The 16,901-nt window shown below is 72.9% G+C and carries 10 protein-coding genes and 1 pseudogene; 4 read left to right on the forward strand and 7 right to left on the reverse strand.

Features of this window, described 5'->3' with window-relative positions; genetic code table 11:
• The coding region (gene mbhE / locus CC117_RS14760) for a hydrogen gas-evolving membrane-bound hydrogenase subunit E (RefSeq protein ID WP_071084511.1) at nucleotides 1–2,467 on the reverse strand (2,467 nt) is incomplete at its 3' end.
• 801 nt (nucleotides 2,468–3,268) lie between these two features.
• Here mbhE and CC117_RS14765 point away from each other — a divergent pair.
• Entirely contained in the window at nucleotides 3,269–3,988 is a 720-nt protein-coding gene (locus tag CC117_RS14765) for a hypothetical protein (protein WP_241830113.1), read from the forward strand.
• 178 nt (nucleotides 3,989–4,166) lie between these two features.
• Entirely contained in the window at nucleotides 4,167–6,023 is a 1,857-nt protein-coding gene (locus CC117_RS14770) for a serine/threonine-protein kinase (RefSeq protein ID WP_071084513.1), read from the forward strand.
• A gap of 71 nt (nucleotides 6,024–6,094) precedes the next feature.
• Here the strand turns inward: CC117_RS14770 and CC117_RS14775 are convergent, their stop codons facing one another.
• The 4 genes from CC117_RS14775 to CC117_RS14790 form a co-directional block, all read right to left on the reverse strand.
• A complete protein-coding gene (locus CC117_RS14775) occupies nucleotides 6,095–7,357 on the reverse strand; it encodes a nucleotide disphospho-sugar-binding domain-containing protein (protein ID WP_071084515.1) in 1,263 nt (420 codons plus the stop codon).
• A 121-nt stretch (nucleotides 7,358–7,478) separates the two neighbouring features.
• Nucleotides 7,479–8,120 carry a TetR/AcrR family transcriptional regulator gene (locus CC117_RS14780; RefSeq protein ID WP_071084517.1) on the reverse strand — a complete coding sequence of 214 codons (642 nt, stop codon included), beginning with the start codon at nucleotides 8,118–8,120 and terminating at the stop codon, nucleotides 7,479–7,481.
• A gap of 119 nt (nucleotides 8,121–8,239) precedes the next feature.
• Complete coding sequence (locus tag CC117_RS14785; RefSeq protein WP_071084525.1) at nucleotides 8,240–8,764, reverse strand: DinB family protein; 525 nt, start codon at nucleotides 8,762–8,764, stop codon at nucleotides 8,240–8,242.
• A gap of 154 nt (nucleotides 8,765–8,918) precedes the next feature.
• Complete coding sequence (locus CC117_RS14790; RefSeq protein ID WP_071084519.1) at nucleotides 8,919–11,486, reverse strand: SulP family inorganic anion transporter; 2,568 nt, start codon at nucleotides 11,484–11,486, stop codon at nucleotides 8,919–8,921.
• 730 nt (nucleotides 11,487–12,216) lie between these two features.
• Here CC117_RS14790 and CC117_RS14795 point away from each other — a divergent pair.
• Entirely contained in the window at nucleotides 12,217–14,520 is a 2,304-nt protein-coding gene (locus tag CC117_RS14795) for an MMPL family transporter (RefSeq protein ID WP_071084526.1), read from the forward strand.
• A 138-nt stretch (nucleotides 14,521–14,658) separates the two neighbouring features.
• On the opposite strand, the gene CC117_RS14800 is transcribed toward CC117_RS14795, so the two are convergent.
• A complete protein-coding gene (locus tag CC117_RS14800) occupies nucleotides 14,659–15,261 on the reverse strand; it encodes a hypothetical protein (protein ID WP_241830114.1) in 603 nt (200 codons plus the stop codon).
• A 1,115-nt stretch (nucleotides 15,262–16,376) separates the two neighbouring features.
• Between CC117_RS14800 and CC117_RS34870 the strand changes: the two are divergent.
• Nucleotides 16,377–16,556 (forward strand): annotated as a pseudogene (locus tag CC117_RS34870) (hypothetical protein); the annotation flags it as partial.
• Between the two features lie 94 nt (nucleotides 16,557–16,650).
• On the opposite strand, the gene CC117_RS14810 reads toward CC117_RS34870, so the two are convergent.
• A partial coding sequence (locus tag CC117_RS14810; RefSeq protein ID WP_131803074.1) for an FG-GAP repeat domain-containing protein occupies nucleotides 16,651–16,901 on the reverse strand: 251 nt, incomplete at its 5' end.

Below are 16,901 nucleotides of genomic sequence, written 5' to 3' on the forward strand. Positions count from 1 at the left end.
AGACCAGGACGACCGGGAAGACGGCCCGGGTGGTGACCTCCAGCAGCACGGACCGCGGGGGCATCGGGCCGGGGTCGACGCCGGGCACGCTGTCGCCGGGCGGGTCGGCCGCGCCTCCCGCGGGCGGGCGGGCGAGCAGCAACAGCGAGGCCACGCCGAGCGCCGCGACGGCGAGCACCGCGATCTCACCGAGGGTGTCGAAGGCCCGGAAGTCCACCACGATCGCGTTCACCACGTTCGTCGCCCCGGTCTCCTCCGGCGAGCGCGCGATGTACTCGCGGCTGACCTCCACCGAGGCGGCCCGCGAGCCACTCGTCGCGATCGCCAGGCCCGCGACGAACGCGCCGACCGACAGTGCGGCGGCGATCCGCGCCAGCCGCAGCGGCGCGGAGCGGTCGGCCGTCGAGAAGCGGGCGGGCATCCGGCGCAGCACGAACACGAACGCGACCAGCGAGAGCGTCTCGACGAGGAACTGGGCGAGTGCGAGGTCCGGGGCGCCCTCCACGACATACAGCGCGCCGATGCCGTACCCGACCGCGCCCAGCAGCAGGGTCGCGGTGAGCCGGCCCGAAGCCCGTACCACCGCCAGCGAGGCCAGGACGACGCCGGCCGCGAGCGGGAGCTGGATCCGGTAGTCCCACCAGGGCAGGTGCTCGGGCCACGAGGACGCCGTGACCAGCGCGCCACCCGGCACGGCCAGCACCGTGACCAGGATGACGCCCAGATAGACAGGCAGCGAGCCGGTCTGCAGCCGGCCGGTGACGGCCACCGCCAGCCGGTCCAGCGCCCAGACCCCGCGTTCGTAGGCCCGCTGGGCGTCCAGGGCGCGGGGCAGCCGCGGCACCGGCGGCCAGGGCCGGAGCCCCCCTGCGAAGACCAGCGCTCCCCCGGCGAACGCGATTCCGGTGGCCGCGAGCGGCCAGCCCACTCCGTGCCAGAGCGCCAGGTGGTAGGCCTCGCCGTGTACCGGGAACCCGTTGGCGTAGGCGGCGACGAGCCGGTCGACGGCCGGGTAGGCGATGCCGAGCGCGAGCCCGGCGATCGCCGGTACCGCCGCCGGCGCCACGAACACCGCCGCGGGCCTGGTCACCGCCCGCGGTGACGCCCCCCGCCGGGTGCCGAAGCCACCCCACAGGAACCTCAGGGTGTACGCGGTCGTCAGCACCGCCCCCACCACGAGGACGGCGAGCAGTACCAGGTCGGCGGCCCCGCCGTCGAGGAGCGCCTCGAAGGCCGCCTCCTTTCCGAGGAATCCCAGGAACGGCGGCAGGCCGATCATGGACGCCGCCGCGAGCACGGCGACCACGCAGGTGCCGGGCAGGGCGCGCCACAGGCCCGACAGCTCGCGGACGTCCCGGGTACCGGCCTGGTGGTCGATGATGCCGACCACCATGAACAGCGCCGACTTGAAGAGCGCGTGCGCGAGGATCAGCGTGGCGCCGGCGATCGCCGCCGTCCGCGACCCGAAGCCCACCAGCGCGGTGAGAAAACCGAGCTGGCTGATCGTGCCGAAAGCCAGCAGGCGTTTGAGATCGGTCTGGACCAGCGCGCGGATTCCGCCGAGAAGCATCGTCGCCGTCCCGAGGAGCACCGCCGGCACTCGCCAGCCCGCCATCTCGGCGAACGCCGGGGTGATGGTGGCGACGAGAAAGACGCCGGCCTTCACCATCGCCGCCGCATGCAGATACGCGCTCACCGGCGTGGGCGCGACCATCGCGGACGGCAGCCAGGAATGGAAGGGAATCTGCGCCGACTTCGCCAGCGCGCCGACGAGAACGAGAACGAGAGCGACCACCACGGCCGGGCCCTCGGGAGGCGCTGCCAGAATGGCCGAGATCCGGTAGGTGTCGGCGGCCTGGCCGAGCAGCACGAACCCGAGGAGCATCGGCAGTCCGCCGGTCGAGGTCATCAGCAGGGCCTGCACCGCGGAACGCCGGTCGGCCGCACCCGCCCCACGCTGCCCGATCAGCAGAAACGACAGAACGGTCGTGAGTTCCCAGAAAACATAAAGGGTGAGCAGGTCATCGGACAGGACGAGGCCGAGCATCGCCCCCGCGAAGGCCAGCAGGGCGGCACTCGGCCCGCCGTGCAGCGAGGCAGGCCCGTCCTCGTGGTTGTGGTAGGTGAACGAATAGAGCATCACCATGGCGCCGACGCCGGTGACAAGCAGCGCCATCAGCAGCGCCAGCGGCGACAGCCGGAGAGCCAGCTCCAGGTCGACCGTGCTCGCCCAGGTGACGACCTCGGAGAATCCGTTCTGGGCCGCCGAGGCTGCGTTCGCCGCTGTGGCGCCTTCGGCGTGGGCGGCGCCCGCGCCGTCGAGGACCGCGGGAACGCGACTGGCCAGCCATCCGAAGGTGGCCGCCGGGGCCACGGCGGCGATCAGGTAGGTGGCACGTCCCAGTCGGGCGCCCAGCGCAGGCAGGATCGCGGCGAGGACGATGTGGGCGACTAGGGCGACGAACACACAGCACTCCGCTCATGCCGGCTCTCGGACCGTGTCATCGATCTGGCCATCGGTTCGCATCCCCAGGTGTCGAGTTGTCAAGGTGTCACGTTGTGCCTGGCCGAGCTCCGCCAGCACGCCGGACGCCGGAGCGCCCCCGTACATGCCGGCAGCCGCACGTCCGGACGTCCGGCGTGGGCACGCCCAGGGAAGGATCAGGGCGCCGATGCCCTGCCCGGCGGGCCTCGGGCTCGCGGCGCCTGCCGCACCCGCATTGGCGCGGCGACCCGTGGACGGAGCAGCCGACCCGGTACGTCGGCATCGCCGCGGCCCCTCACAGCCCCCACACGCCGCGGCGCCGCCGGGCGACTGGCCAGGACTCGGATGCCCCGAGAGCCGCGCCACAATTCTCACGCACAGTGAGCAACCCGGGTCGGACCTTGAGCGTCTTACCTGCCGAAACCGCCTCGACGTGCTGTCATCCGACCATACACGAACGTATCCACCGATTACAGCGATAACAGTGTGTAACGGGCGGACCGCCACGACGGGCGTCCGCACCCGGCGGACACCGCGGACCGGAACACCGACGCAACTCTCTCCGCACCCTGCCAGGAATTTGCCTGCCAGCAAGAATCGGACAGAAGAAATGGGCAGAAGTCGAAAAGATTACGATCTTGACGCCGACGGGCTACCATCCCACCAGGTAATGCTATGTATTGTGATTTCCGCCCAACTGGGGTACCCGGGCGGTACGGGACCATGCGGGCACTGCGCGACGACACCATTCGGTCTGTCCCACCGACCCCCGGAGCCGCAGGCATGACCGCCACCGCGATCGCATCCGCCAAAGCCGTCAGGAAACCACGACGGCGGGTCACCCGCCAGCTCCTGCTCACCGCCCACGTACTCGTGAGCGTCGGATGGAACGGCGTCGCACTCGGCCAGCTGGCTCTCGCCGTGACCGCCGCCCTCGAGAGCGAGATCAGGCATCCGGCCTACGAGCTCATGCACGTTTTCGACCGGGCGCTCAACATCCCGCTCGCCCTGCTCACCCTCGCGACCGGAGTTCTGATCTCCGTCCGCACCCCGTGGGGCCTGTTACGCCACTGGTGGGTGGTGGCGAAGCTGGCAATCACCGTCATCGCGGTCATCTTCGCCGCCGCCTTCATGCGCACGCTGATCGTGCGCGCCGGCCACGCCACCGCGGACGGAGAAGTCCATTACGGCGCCCCGGCGGCTGCCATCATCACGGGCGCGTGCCTGATGAACGCGCTGTTCATCACCGCCACCTTCCTGTCAACCCTGAAGCCCTGGGGACGCACCCGGCGTGGCCTGCGGGCCGTCCGCACCCCGTCCACCTCCAGCCGGCCGGCCGCGGGCGCACGTGGCCCGGCGCGCCCGGCCACCGTCGACGACACCAGGGGCGGCGGCGACCCGGCGGCGGCGACAACCCGGAACGCACAGTCCTCTCCGGAAGCTCCTGCGGCGACCGATCAGGCAGCGACCGATCAGGCAGCGGAGATCGCGCGCCTGCCATAGCAGGGCAGCTCGGGCAGGCATTCGCCGCCCGATGTCACTGTCAGAAACTTGCCAACTCCGATGCGCAACAATCCGGCGGCGTGCTGCCCGCCTGCTGGCAGGATCCCGGCCAGCACCGACGGCGCCGTCCGGTCAACCGCGCCCGCGCACCCGCGCACCGGAGGAGGACCGACAGACCGTGCGAGGACACGACCACTCCGCGGGTCCACCAGGCTCACCGGGTCCACCGGGTCCACCGGGTCCGGCGGGCTCGGCGGGCTCGGTCACGCCCCGGCCGGCCCGGGCGCCGGCCCCGGAGGAGTTCCTCTCCCCGCTGTGGTCCGACGACCCCCGCCGGGTCGGGCCGTTTCTGCTGCGCGGGCGCCTTGGCGCCGGCGGCATGGGCACGGTGTACCTCGGCCACGCGCACGGCCAACAACCCGTCGCGGTCAAGGTCATCCGTGCGGACATGGCCTCCGACCCCGACTTCCGCCGCCGCTTCGAACGCGAGGTGGCCGCGATGCGGCGGGTCGAGAGCCGGTTCACCGCACCCCTGATCACCGCGGACGTCGGCGCGCCCCGGCCCTGGCTCGCCACCGCCTACGTGTACGGTCCGACGCTGCGCGCGAGCGTGGAGCGAAACGGGCCGCTCCCGGCCGAGAGTGTGCTCATGCTGGCCGCCGGGGTCGCGGAGGCGTTGCTCGCCATCCACGGCGCGGGCGTCATCCACCGTGATCTGAAACCGGCGAACGTCCTCCTGGCCCTCGACGGCCCGCGGGTGATCGACTTCGGGATCGCGCGGGCGGCCGACCACTCCGGCAGCACGACGACCGGACGGATCATCGGCTCCCCCGCCTACATGTCGCCCGAGCAGGCCCGCGGCGAACGGGTGGATGCCGCCTCCGACGTCTTCGCCCTCGGCTCGGTCCTCGCCTTCGCCGCCACCGGGCGCAACGCCTTCGGCGAGGGCAACACCGCCGATGTCATCTACCGTGTGGTCCGCGAGGAACCGGTCCTCACCGGGGTCGGCGGCGACCTGCGCGCGCTGATCGAGGCCTGCCTGACCAAGGCTGCAGACCAGCGGCCACGGCCCGCCGAGGTCCTCGCCCGCTGCCTGGCCGAGCCGCCCACCGTCGCGCAGACGACAACCTGGCTGCCGGTGCCCGTGCTGGCAGAGATCAGCCAACGACAAAGGCACCCGGATGTCCTCGTCGCGCCCCCCGCCCTCCCGGCCCCCAGGGCGCCTGTGGGCCCCGGAACACCCGAGAGGCCTGCACCGGCGGCGCTCGCAACGCCCCCCGCACCGGCCGTGACGCCTGCGCGGCGGCCACCACGGACTGCCGTCGCCGCTGTCTGCGTGCTGGCGGCCTGCACGCTGGCAGGTGCGCTCGCGGCGACTCCGGCCCGCACGATCCTCCGGCCCTGGGAGCTACTGCCCGGACGCGGCGACGGAAGCGAGGCTCCGGCCGACCCGCCCTCCCGGTTCTCTCCTGCCGGAGCGGGCAGCACGGCCGAGCCGGAGCACCTCCCCGGCACAGGCCCCGGCCCCCGGCCGGCCGAGGGCGCCACCGCCGGAACGCCCACGTCGTCGCCCGATCCGGCCGCAGGCGGCCCGGCCCCGAACGCGGACACGGACACGGACGCGGACGACCGGGGCGGCCTCCCGGCTGACGGAAACCGCCGGCCTCCCCCGGAGGGCCGACGCCAGACCGCGCCGCCGAGCCATCAGGACCAGCCCTCGGCCTTTCCCTGGCCCCAGGTTCCGAGCCCGGACCCCGGTCCGGACCACCCGGCCGAGAATCCGGCCCCGCGTCCCACCACCGCGGCGCCCACCGCCGGCCAGGTCTCACCGACGCCTGAGGAAGGCTCCGGGACGGCCTCGCCACAGCCTTCACCTCCGGCGTCATCGCATCCGACACCGTCACGGTCCGCCGCCCCGGCGGAACCGACCGAGCTGCCGGCACAGACCACGACCCCGGAGGACGGTGGCGGCGGCGATCCGCCGCCTCAGGACGTCCCGCCCGATCCGTCGGCGCCCGCGGACCCGCAGCACTGAGCTGACCGGGCAGCCGCGCCGGTCACCTGGTCACCCGGCTGTCCGGCTGTCCGGCTGTCCGGCTGTCCGGCTCAGGCCGCGTGGCGGCTGGCCGCCGCGCCGGAAGCCCGCTGTGCGGCCAGTTCCTCCGCCGCCGCCGCGAAGCTCTCCCCGCCGCCGTGCTCACGGATGCGGCGCGCGGCGCTCAACGCCCCGGCACGCCCGTCCATCGCTGTGCGGACGGCGGCCCGGAGCCGGTCGGCGGTCAGCCGCTTCGCCGGCAGCAGCACACCTGTGCCGGCCTCCACCACGCGCCGGGCGACCTCCGGCTGGTCCCTCCCGAACGGCACCGCGACGATCGGCACCCCGGCGGCGACCGCCTTCTGCACGATCCCCATCCCGCTGTGGCAGACGACGGCAGCCGCGCGTTCGAGGACCGGCCCGTGCGGGACGAACCGCTCCACCCGGACGTTCGCCGCCGCCGGCAGCTCGACCCGCCCGTAGGCGTCGGCCAGGGTGACCACCACGCGGACCGGTTCGTCCCGCAGCGCCTCCACCGCCGCCTGGGCGAGACGTTCGTCGCCCTGGTAGTCCGTCGATGTCGTGACGAGCACCCAGGGGTCGCCGTCCTCGGTCAGCCAGGCCGGAGTCTCCCCCGGTGGGTCGTAGATCTGGGCGCCGACGAACCGCACCTGCGGGGGCGCGTCCGAACGCGGGTACTCCAGCGGCGCACCGGTGAGCACCAGGAGACGGTCGGCCTCCTGGAAGTAGTCGAGGGGGCTGGTCAGCGGGGCGAGCCCGGCGTCGGCCCGCATCGCGTTCAGGCCGGGCAGCATCGCCGCGCCGAACTGGCGGATGACCAGCGGCCACAGCACTCGGTCCCGCAGCCGGCCCACGGGGCCGCGGGCCGGCGCGAGCCCGATCCCGTACGGCGGGATGCCCTTGCCTCGCAGCGGAACAAGGGACGGGAGGAGGATCCCCCAGGGCCGGCCTGAGGCCCGTGCGGCGACCGCGGCGCCGTACGCGTTGGTGTCGACGAGGATCACGTCCGGGTCCACCTCCGCGACGGCCCGCTCGAGGTCGGCCCCTTCCAGCGGGCCGCGCGCCATCAGCCCGGACAGTGCGCGCCGCAGCTGGGCGGGGCCCGTCCCGGTCGCGTCCGCCTTGACCTCGATCTCGTCGATCCGCGGATCCGTGGGCGCTGTCCGCAGGCCTTCGGCCCAGGGGCCGTCCACCAGCCTGGCCCCGATCCGTACGTGGACCTCGTGGCCGCGGTCCCGCAGGGCGCGAAGACCTGGGATGAGCGGGAACAGGTGACCGGGCGCGGTGGTGCAGTAGACGAGATAGCGGGCCATGGGTGCGCTCCTTGGGCAGGGCGGATCACCACCCGGCGCCGGTGGCGCGGGCGGGGCACAGCGGGTCCGAACAGTCGGACGAGAGACGAGACGAGACGCGCCGGGACGGCGCCGGCAGCGGTCAGAAGGTCGCCGCGGGCGCACCATCGGTCGAGGCAGTGGGAGAGGCAGCGGCCGCAAGGCACGCCGCAATGAGATCGGCGACCGCGGCCTGCGCGGCCGCCACGGACAGCCCCTGGTCGCGGCGCAGCACCAGCCACAGCTCGACACCACACACCGCGGCGAGCCGGCCGAGGAGATCATGGCGGCGCGCCGGCGGCTGGCGGTCGAGGGCGGCGGCGAAGGCCGTGGCCGTCCAGTCGCGGTGGGACCGCCGGCCGGCGTCCGCCACCTCCGCCAGGGCCGGCGATGCGTCGCGCTCGCGGATCGCGCGGTCGGTCACCATCCCCCACCGCTCGTACTGCTGGGCGATGCGCGCCGCGACCGCGGCCGGGTCCGACGTTGTCGGCGCGCCGCGGGTCGCCTCGATCTGCGGAGCCAGCCAGGCGCCGACGGCGCGGATCAGGCCGTCCTTCGTACCGACCCTCCTGATGACCGTCTGCACGCCGACCCCGGCGCGTTCCGCCACCGCCGCGAGGGTGATCTGGTCGATCGACCGCGCGGCGAACATCTCGGCGCCGGCTTCGAGAATGCGTTCGGTGTTCGCGTCAGCGGCCTGTGCCCGCTGACGCTGCTGGTAGCCGCGCACCGTGTCCGCTTTCACGGTATGGACGTTACCGCGAAATTGGGGGTGCGGGGAGGTGCGCCCGCTGTCGCCCGCGCGACCGCCGCGAGCCGGCACAGCGCCCTGCCGGTGCCGGCATCACGGTGGTCCGGCCGGTGTCAGCCCATGGTGCGGCTGCCGTCCAGGGCCTCGCGGATGATGTCGGCGTGGCCGGCGTGCTGCGACGTCTCGGCGATCAGGTGGAGCAGGACCCGGCGGTACGACCAGCGCGCGCCGGGCTCGAACCACGGCGCTTCCGGCAGCGGCCGCGACTCGCTGAGCTCCGGCAGCGCCTTGAAGACCGCCGTGGTCCGCTCGGCGGTCTGGTCGTAGGCGGCGAGCAGCCCGGCCAGGGTCTCGCCGGGCAGTACCTTGAACTGCCCGGCCCACTGTTCGGGCGAGGCCTCCTTCTGCTCGCCGAGGACGAAGGCGACCCACGACTGCTCGACCGCCGTCACATGCTTGATCAGCCCGCCCAGGCACAGGGCGCTGACGGTGGTGCGCTCGGCCGCCTGCCCGTCAGTGAGGTCGCGGGTCGTGTAGCGCAGGAAGTGCCGGTGCTGCGCCAGGGTCGCCAGCAGGTCCTCCTGCTCGGTGACCGTCTGCGTCCCGACGCTGTCCGCGATGCCGACCGTGCTGCTCATGGTGCCGCCTCCGAGGTCCGGGACCCGCCCGCCGCGCACCCGTGAGGTGCGGGCTCGGCGGGTCGCTGTGGACGTCACGGTAGGCACGATTGCGGACAGGTCCGTTCCGCAATGACCGGAGCGGGCGGACGGTGTCGCCCGCTCCGGTCCGCGCTCAGTGCCCGACGGCGTCCGCCAGGCGCTGGCCGCTCTCCAGCGCGGGCAGCAGGCTGCCCGGCGGGATCTCGAACCGGTCGGTGGTCTCGTCCAGGACGATGGCGCGGGCCGTCGCGATGTCGAACCACATGCCGACCAGGTGCAGCTGACCGGCGGCCTCGGCGCGGCGCACCACGGAGAGCCCGCGCAGGGCGACCAGCTGCTGGGCGACGCTGATCCGGCTCAGCTCGTCGGCATCGGCCGGCAGGCCGCCCGTCTCGCGTTCGGCGCGGGCGAGGGCCGGCTCTCCGTGGCGCAGCCATGCCTCCAGATGGCGCAGCGGGGCGGGGGCCCGCCCCGAACCGTGGCCCTTGCCGTGGTCCGGATCGTGGCTGTGCTCGTTCCGGGTGAACAGCGCGTTCACGGCACCGCATCCGGAGTGCCCGCAGACGGCGATCGTGCGCACGCCGAGGATCTCGACCGCGTACTCGATCGCAGCCAGCGTCGAGTCGCCGACCGCGTGCGGGCCGGGGACGAACGCACCCGGCGTCCGCACCGTGAACAGGTCGCCCGGGCCGCTGCTGGTGATGACGTTCGGCACCAGCCGGGAGTCGCTGCAGGTGATGAACAGGGTGGACGGGCGCTGACCCGCCTGCAGCTCGGTCAGGTAGGGCTCGATCATCGGCGCGGTCCGGCGGTGGAACTCGTCCACACCGTTGAGCAGTCGCTGCTGGTCGTGGAGCTGATCGTGCTGCCAGGACGACCAGGGCGCCAGCCAGCGCGGCGTCCGCGGCGGGCGGGCGTGGTGGCGGCCGGACCGACCGCCGAGCAGGTTCGCCAGGACCCTCCGGTTTCGCGGACGGGTCGGCGCGGACGGCAACGCCATCGGGACGTAACCGACCGGGTCGACGGTCACCGTGACGCCGGCCCGGAGCCGCTCGGCGATCCAGTCGTCCAGCATCTTGTGCGCGCCGTGGTCGAGGTAGTCGACCGCCAGGTCGAGCCGGACGGGCGCACCCGGCGGCACCTCGGCCAGCCGGCGTGCGAGCCGAGGCAGCGAGAGGAAGGTCAGCGCCCCCTCGACGACCACCCGCCACGGCGAGCCCGGCCCGGTCGGGGGGTGGACGTTGACGGGCGCGACCAGCGTGCGGCGCAACGCGAGCAGCAGTGCCGTCGCGATGCCGATCAGGACGCCTTCCAGCAGGTTGAGCAGCACCACGCCGATGACGGTCGTCAGGTAGATGGCGAGCTCGCCGTGGCGGGCGATCGCGCGGATGTGCGCCAGGTCGACCAGCCGGAGACCTATGACGACAAGCAGCCCGGCGAGCACCGCCAGCGGGATCTTCCCGACCAGTGGCGCCATCAGCAGCGCGAAGCCGGCCATCCACAGGCCGTGCAGGATCGCGGACCGCCGGCTGCGCGCGCCCGCCCGGACGTTGGTCGAGCTGCGCACGATGACACCGGTGATGGGCAGGCCGCCCAGCAGGCCGGAGACGGTGTTGGCCGCGCCCTGCCCGAGCAGCTCGCGGTCCAGGTCCCCGCGCGGCCCGGAGTGCATCGCCTCCACGGCGACGGCGGACAGCAGCGACTCGATGCTCGCGACGAGGGCGACAGTCAGCACCGCCAGCGCGACGGCTCCCCACTCCCCGCTCGCCGGCACCGCCGGCAGCGCGATCGCGCCCAGCAGGTCGTCCGGCAGGGCAACCCGCGGGACGTCGAAGGCCAGCGAGGCGACGGTCGCGGCGGACACCGCCGCCAGCGGCGCCGGGACGGCGGACAGCGGCCGCGGCAACCGCGGCCACAGCACGGTGAGCGCGATCGTGATCAGGCCGAGCAGCGCGGCGGCGGGCACCGCCGGCGAGGCCAGCTCACCGGGCAGAACCACGAGGTTGTCCCAGGCGGCCGAACCGGCGGTACCGCCCAGCACGACATGGACCTGGCCGATGACGATAGTCAGCCCGATACCGGCGAGCATGCCGTGCACGACGGCGGGTGAGATAGCGAGGGCTGCCCGGGCGACCCGGCTCAGCCCGAACAGGATCTGCACCACGCCCGCGGCGGCGGTGACGAAACAGGCCACCCGCCAGCCGTGGGTGACGACGATCTCCGCCACGACCGCGGTGAGGCCCGCCGCGGGCCCGGACACCTGCAGCGGGACCCCGCCGAGCGCACCGGCCACGACACCACCGACGACCGCGGCGATGATGCCGGCGACCACCGGTGCGCCGGAGGCGACAGCGATACCCAGCGAAAGCGGAAGCGCCACGAGGAAGACCACGACGGACGCTTCGAGGTCGTGACGCCAGACCCCGCGGGGCGCACCGTCGGTCGGCCCACCGGCGGAATCGCCGGTCGGGCCACCGGTCGGGCCCGCGGCGGGGCCTGCGCTGTCGGGAGTTGGAGCCGGTGCGTCCGCGCCGCGGCCGGCTCGGCGCCACGGGGCACGCGGAAGTGCCCGGCGCGGCGCGGTTTCGGTGGGGGCGGCAATGCCGGCCCCGGTGACAGTCTCGGACGGATATGGCAGCGCGGTCGGGGAGGGCGTCACCGACGGCGGCCGGCTTCTTGGCTCGTGGTGCTCGGCGTGCACGATCGTCTCCTCGGCGAGGGCRCAACGTCAGCGTCAGGCCATCAAGATCTCGATGTTGAGTAGTACAGGTTCGAACACGTTACGTGACTTGAAGTGGTAACTCTCGCCTCGACCACTACTCCGTGGTAGGCGCGATGTAGCTACCCGGCAAGATACCCAGTCGGGCAACCAGAAATGGACGCTGAGAGCGTCCTCCCAAAATCTTAGGGTAGCCATCTCGGGCAACCTGGGAGTAAAGGTCTGAGCGCCCGACTACCTGCGTCCCGCCCATGTCCGGGGCTTTCGGCCCGCCCAACACCACCAGGTGACGGCGAGCACTGTCCGGGATATAGAAAGCGCTGGTCCGGGCGCCACGGCCTCCGCGAAGCGGGCAGGTCGATCATTATGTGGGCATGCCGGATCACCGTGCGTTGCCGGGACCTGCCGAGGCAGCGGCTTCCGCCGGGCGACACGCAGCGGGCCGCAGCTGGCAGACCGGGGGGATCCGCACCCTGCCTCGCGACTGTTTCCCGGACGGACTGACCAGTGCGCGACCAGGGAGTCAGCGATGCGACGCGGGGTGCCGGTCTGCCCGTCGCCGGCCCGACAGATCCCGACGGAGATCGGTGTCAGTGTCGGACAGGCCGCGAACGCAGTGGTCCGGCCAGCCTGCCGAGCGCTGCAGGACAGCAGCGCACCGCCGGGTGATCGGCACAAGGTGGCCGCCGTGGCCACTCATCGAGGAGGAGTGATGTCCGGGTTCCTGTACCGGGTGGGATGGCTGGCCGCGGGCCGGCCGTGGCGTGTGATCGCCGCCTGGGTCRCCGGGCTGGTGGTGGCGACCGGGCTTGCCATGGCCCTGGGCGGTGAGCCCCACGACAACTACGACGCCCCGGGGACGCCCTCCCAGCGCGGCACCGACCTGCTGCGCRCCGAGTTCCCCGCGCTGGCCGAGGCCCAGGCCCGGGTGGTGCTGCACGACCCGGACGGCACCCGCGTCGGGACGGACATCACGACCGAGGTCGCCCGGCGGCTGGGTGAGGTCCCGTCCGTCGCCATCGTCAGCCCGCCGCGGCTGTCCACCGACGGCGACACCGCTCTGTTCACCCTGAACTACGACCAGCCGGTCACCGACCTCGGCGGCACCGAGGCGATCGACCATCTCGTCGAGGCCGTCTCCCCCGCGGAGCAGGCGGGCCTGACCACCGAGTTCGGCGGCCAGGTCGCCGAGAACATCCAGGAGGTCAACGGCCGCGCCGAAGCAGTCGGCATCGGGTTCGCGCTGATCATCCTGCTCGTCGCGTTCGGCTCCATCACGGCCGCCGGTGTGCCGCTGGCCGTCGCCCTCGTCGGCCTGGGGATCGGCACCGCCGGCATCACCCTCATCGCGGCCGGCACCGACGTCAGCACGATCGCGCCGACCCTCGCCTCGATGGTCGGCATCGGCGTCGGCATCGACTACGCTCTCCTGCTCGTCACCCGGCACGTCGAGGGCCTGCGGAGCGGGCTGACCGTCCGGGAGGCCGCCGCCCGCGCCAACAGCACCGCCGGTGTGTCCGTGTTGTTCGCCGGCGTGACCGTCGTGCTGTCGCTGATGGGCCTGCGGCTGGTCGGCCTGAACACCTACGTCACCACCGGTTTCACCACGGCGGCGGTCGTCGTGACCATCGTGATCACTGCGCTCACGCTGGTCCCGGCGCTGTGCGGACTGGCCGGCACCCGGCTGCTCGGCCGCCGCGCCCGGGCCGCCCTGGCCGCGGGCGGGGGCACCGCGGACGGGGACCCCACAGGCGCGCCCACCGCGGGCGACGCGCCGGTGGCGGCCAGTGCGCGCCCGGAGCCTCGGCAGACCCTGACCGCCGTCTGGGCCGGGCGCATCGGCCGTCGGCCGTTGCCGTGGGCGATCGGCGCCCTGCTGCTCCTGCTGCTGCTCGCCGCGCCCGTCCTCGGCATGCGCACCTGGCCGCAGGACGCGGGGAGCCAGCCGGACTCCACCTACCAGCGGCGCGCCTACGACCTGATCGCCGCCGAATACGGCCCTGGCGCCAACGGCCCGCTGATCATCGCCGCTGACCTGCAGAAGGTCCCCTCCGCCGACCTCGAGGGCATCGTCAACCGCATCAGGGCGACCCCGGACGTCGCCGCCGTCCAGCCGCCGATCGTCGCGCCGAGCGGCAACGCCGCGGTCATCATCGTCACGCCCACCGTCGCCCCGAGCGACGCACGCGCCGCCGAACTGGTGCACCACCTGCGCGAGGACGTCCTGCCCGCGGGCGTCGAGATCACCGGCCTGACCGCCGTCTTCACCGACCTGGCCAGCTGGATGTCCGACCGGCTGTGGTGGGTGGTCGCGTTCGTCGTCGGTGTGTCGCTGCTGCTGCTGACCCTGGTGTTCCGCTCGCCGGTGGTCGCGCTGAAGGCCGCGGTGATGAACATGCTCTCGATCGCGGCCGCCTACGGTGTCGTCACCGCGGTCTTCCAGTGGGGCTGGGGCACCGACCTGCTCGGCCTGCCGCACAGCATCCCGATGTCGAGCTGGCTGCCCGTGCTGATGTTCACCGTCCTGTTCGGCCTGAGCATGGACTACGAGGTGTTCCTCCTCTCCCGCATCCGGGAGGACTACCTGGCGACCGGCGACGCACACGGCAGCGTCGTGCGCGGGCTCGCCTCCACCGGCCGAGTCATCAGCTCCGCCGCCCTGATCATGATCGCGGTGTTCGCCGGCTTCGCCCTCGACCCGGACGTCACCGTCAAGATGGTCGGCGTCGGCATGGCGGTCGCGGTCCTGGTCGACGCCACGATCATCCGCATGGTCCTGGTGCCGGCCACGATGGCCCTGCTCGGCCGGGCGAACTGGTGGCTCCCCGGCTGGCTCGACCGGATCATGCCCCACGTGGACGCCCATGGCGCCGCCCCTGACGTGACGACGACCTACGCGACCGTTGCGACCGCCACGACGCCGGCGGCAGCTGCCGCCGTGGCCACGACGACGGCGGACCCCGCGGACACCGCGGTCGAGCCCATGGCCACGGAAGGGACCACCCAGCCTGTCTGACCGCATCACGTCCGACCTCGTCGACCGACAGCGCACCCGGTGCCACCGGCCCCGGGTGCGCGGAACGCGGGCAGGGCGTCGCGGGGAACCTGCTCAGTCAGCCGTCCCCGGGACGCCCTGTAACGCCTATCCGGCGGGTCAGATCTCTCGGTCGCGGAGCCGCAGGGTGACGATGCCGGCGGCGAGCAGCCAGACCGGTGCGAGCAGGCCGGCGGAGTAAGGCAGCCCGATGGCCACCGTCGCCGTGATGGAAACACCGGCGAGAACAGCGCTGACGATTCCGAACCAGAGCGGCAGAACCCGGTACCGGAGCGTCACCACCGCGACGCAGGCAGCCGCCGCGAGCACGCCCCACCAGGCGGCGTACTGCATCTGGCTGACCACGAGGGCGAGGACCTCGACGTCCGTCTTCGTGTAGAAGGAGCTGTCGATGCCGCCCGGGACACCACCGGCCAGGACGTGCTTGAGGCCGAAGCTGAACATCAGCCCGCCGAGCGCCGCCGCGAAGGCGAGTTTCGCCGCGGGTACCGCGAGACTGTCCGGCGCCCGGCGCTCCAGAAGACGGGTCAGCCCGGCCGCGAAACCGAGCAGGAGCAGCACGGCGACGAAACCGATCGATCCGCCCACCCAGAAGTCGACGCGGTGGTCACCGGCCGCCTCGTAGATCGCGTCGGTGCCTTCCCGGACCGTCACATCGTCCGGGTCCCAGCCGAGTATGAAGGAGCCGACCGGCGCCAGCACGGCCGCCGCGAGCCCTGCCAGTGGCCACCGTGTGCGGACCGGTCTACTGAAGTCCTCGGTGTCGTGTCTGGTGTCAACGCCTTGTCTGGTGTCAACGCCTTGTCGGGCGTCAGCGCCGCGTCGGGCGTCAGCGCCGCGTCGGGCGTCACGGCGGTGTCCGGCGGGCGCCGGCCGGTTGTCGGCGCCCGCGTGGCCGTGGGCGTCGTAAGAACCGGTAACAGTCATCGGGGGCTTCATCCTGTTCGAGGAGGGCGCTGCCGTGTGGCCGGCAGCGCTCGGCGATGTCGGCAACAATGCGGTCCGACGACCTGCACCGGCCACGGTGGCACCCGGCGCCTCCGGGGAGAGGGCACCACCACCGCCACAGACAGGTCAGCCTGTGCATGGTCGTCCCTCCCCGTCGCGTCAGACACGACGGGATGGCGCCAAAGCCCTCCGGAACCGCGCCGACAACGCACCTCCGGACCCCTCACCAGCGCTTTTACAACCCGATTCGGCATCGTCCGGGTTATCCGCACTTCGCACAGAGTTTCGGCGTTCCCTACCCCAGCATTCCCGACCCGGAAAGCACACTCGTCGCGACCTGGTTGCAGACGATCCGAACGCACGGGATCGCCGGAGTTTCCGCGCGGACTGTCAACCTGCATCTGGCCCGTCCCATCCGGGCCCAGGCGTCGCCGGATGACGGGTCCAGGCTGCTCCTCGTCGCGAGCGTTCAGGCCCGGAGGCCGAGGACGGGTGCGTAGTCGCGGATCGCGGCGGTCAACGCACGAGTCAGGCGTTGAGCGCCGAGTACGTGGATGTCCCGGGTATGAAAGCGGCGCGGCGCGGGGTCGACGGGCTCAGCCAGACCAAGCCGGTTCGTGGCAGCGACGAGATCACTGGCCGCGGCACAGCGCTGCTTCGCGTTCCTGCCACCGCGTCGCGCCGAGCGCGTGGCGGAGGTGCCGACCGACCTGGCCCGCGAGGGTCGACCGCGCGAACGCGGTCATCAGCCATTTGCTGTACGGGGCCCAGCGACGTTCGACGAGGAATCCGATCCGGACGAGGTCGCGGGCAATCCGGGCAGCGATTATTCGCGAGCCGAGGTCATCGCCCCGGGCACCGGCGCGACCCACCGGGCACGCGCCGAAGACGTGCTCCACTGGCAGCACCACCAACGCCCGATCTCTGCCGAGACCCTACGCAAGCAGCTCCACGTCGGCGCCGCCACAGCCCGGAAGCTGGTCGCCCAGATACGCAGCGACACGCACGTCAAGCTGGACAGCCAGCCACCGGAGGCAGCTGCGCCGTAGCCGGAGGAAGACTTCCTCAGCCGTGACGTCGGCCTGTGACGCCAAGGCGGCATACAGAGGCAGGATCCCTGTGGACGGCGGGACCTTCCGTAGATCATGAATGGGCGCAGCCGTTCTGGTGTGTGGTCATCGTTGGCCCGGCGGCATGGGCGGGCTCGGTCTGGGCGGTGCCGTCGCCGGTGCTGAGCAGTACCGTCACCGTGCCGTCGTACTGGTTCGCGACGGCCAGGTCGTCGGCGCCGTCACCGTTGAAGTCGCTCGCTGTCACGGCTGACGGGCCTGGCCCGGTGAGGTAGGGCCGCGGGGGTTGGAAGGTGCCGTCGCCGTTGCCCAGCAGGACCGACA

Source organism: Parafrankia colletiae, assembly GCF_001854655.1.
Classification (GTDB): domain Bacteria; phylum Actinomycetota; class Actinomycetes; order Frankiales; family Frankiaceae; genus Parafrankia; species Parafrankia colletiae.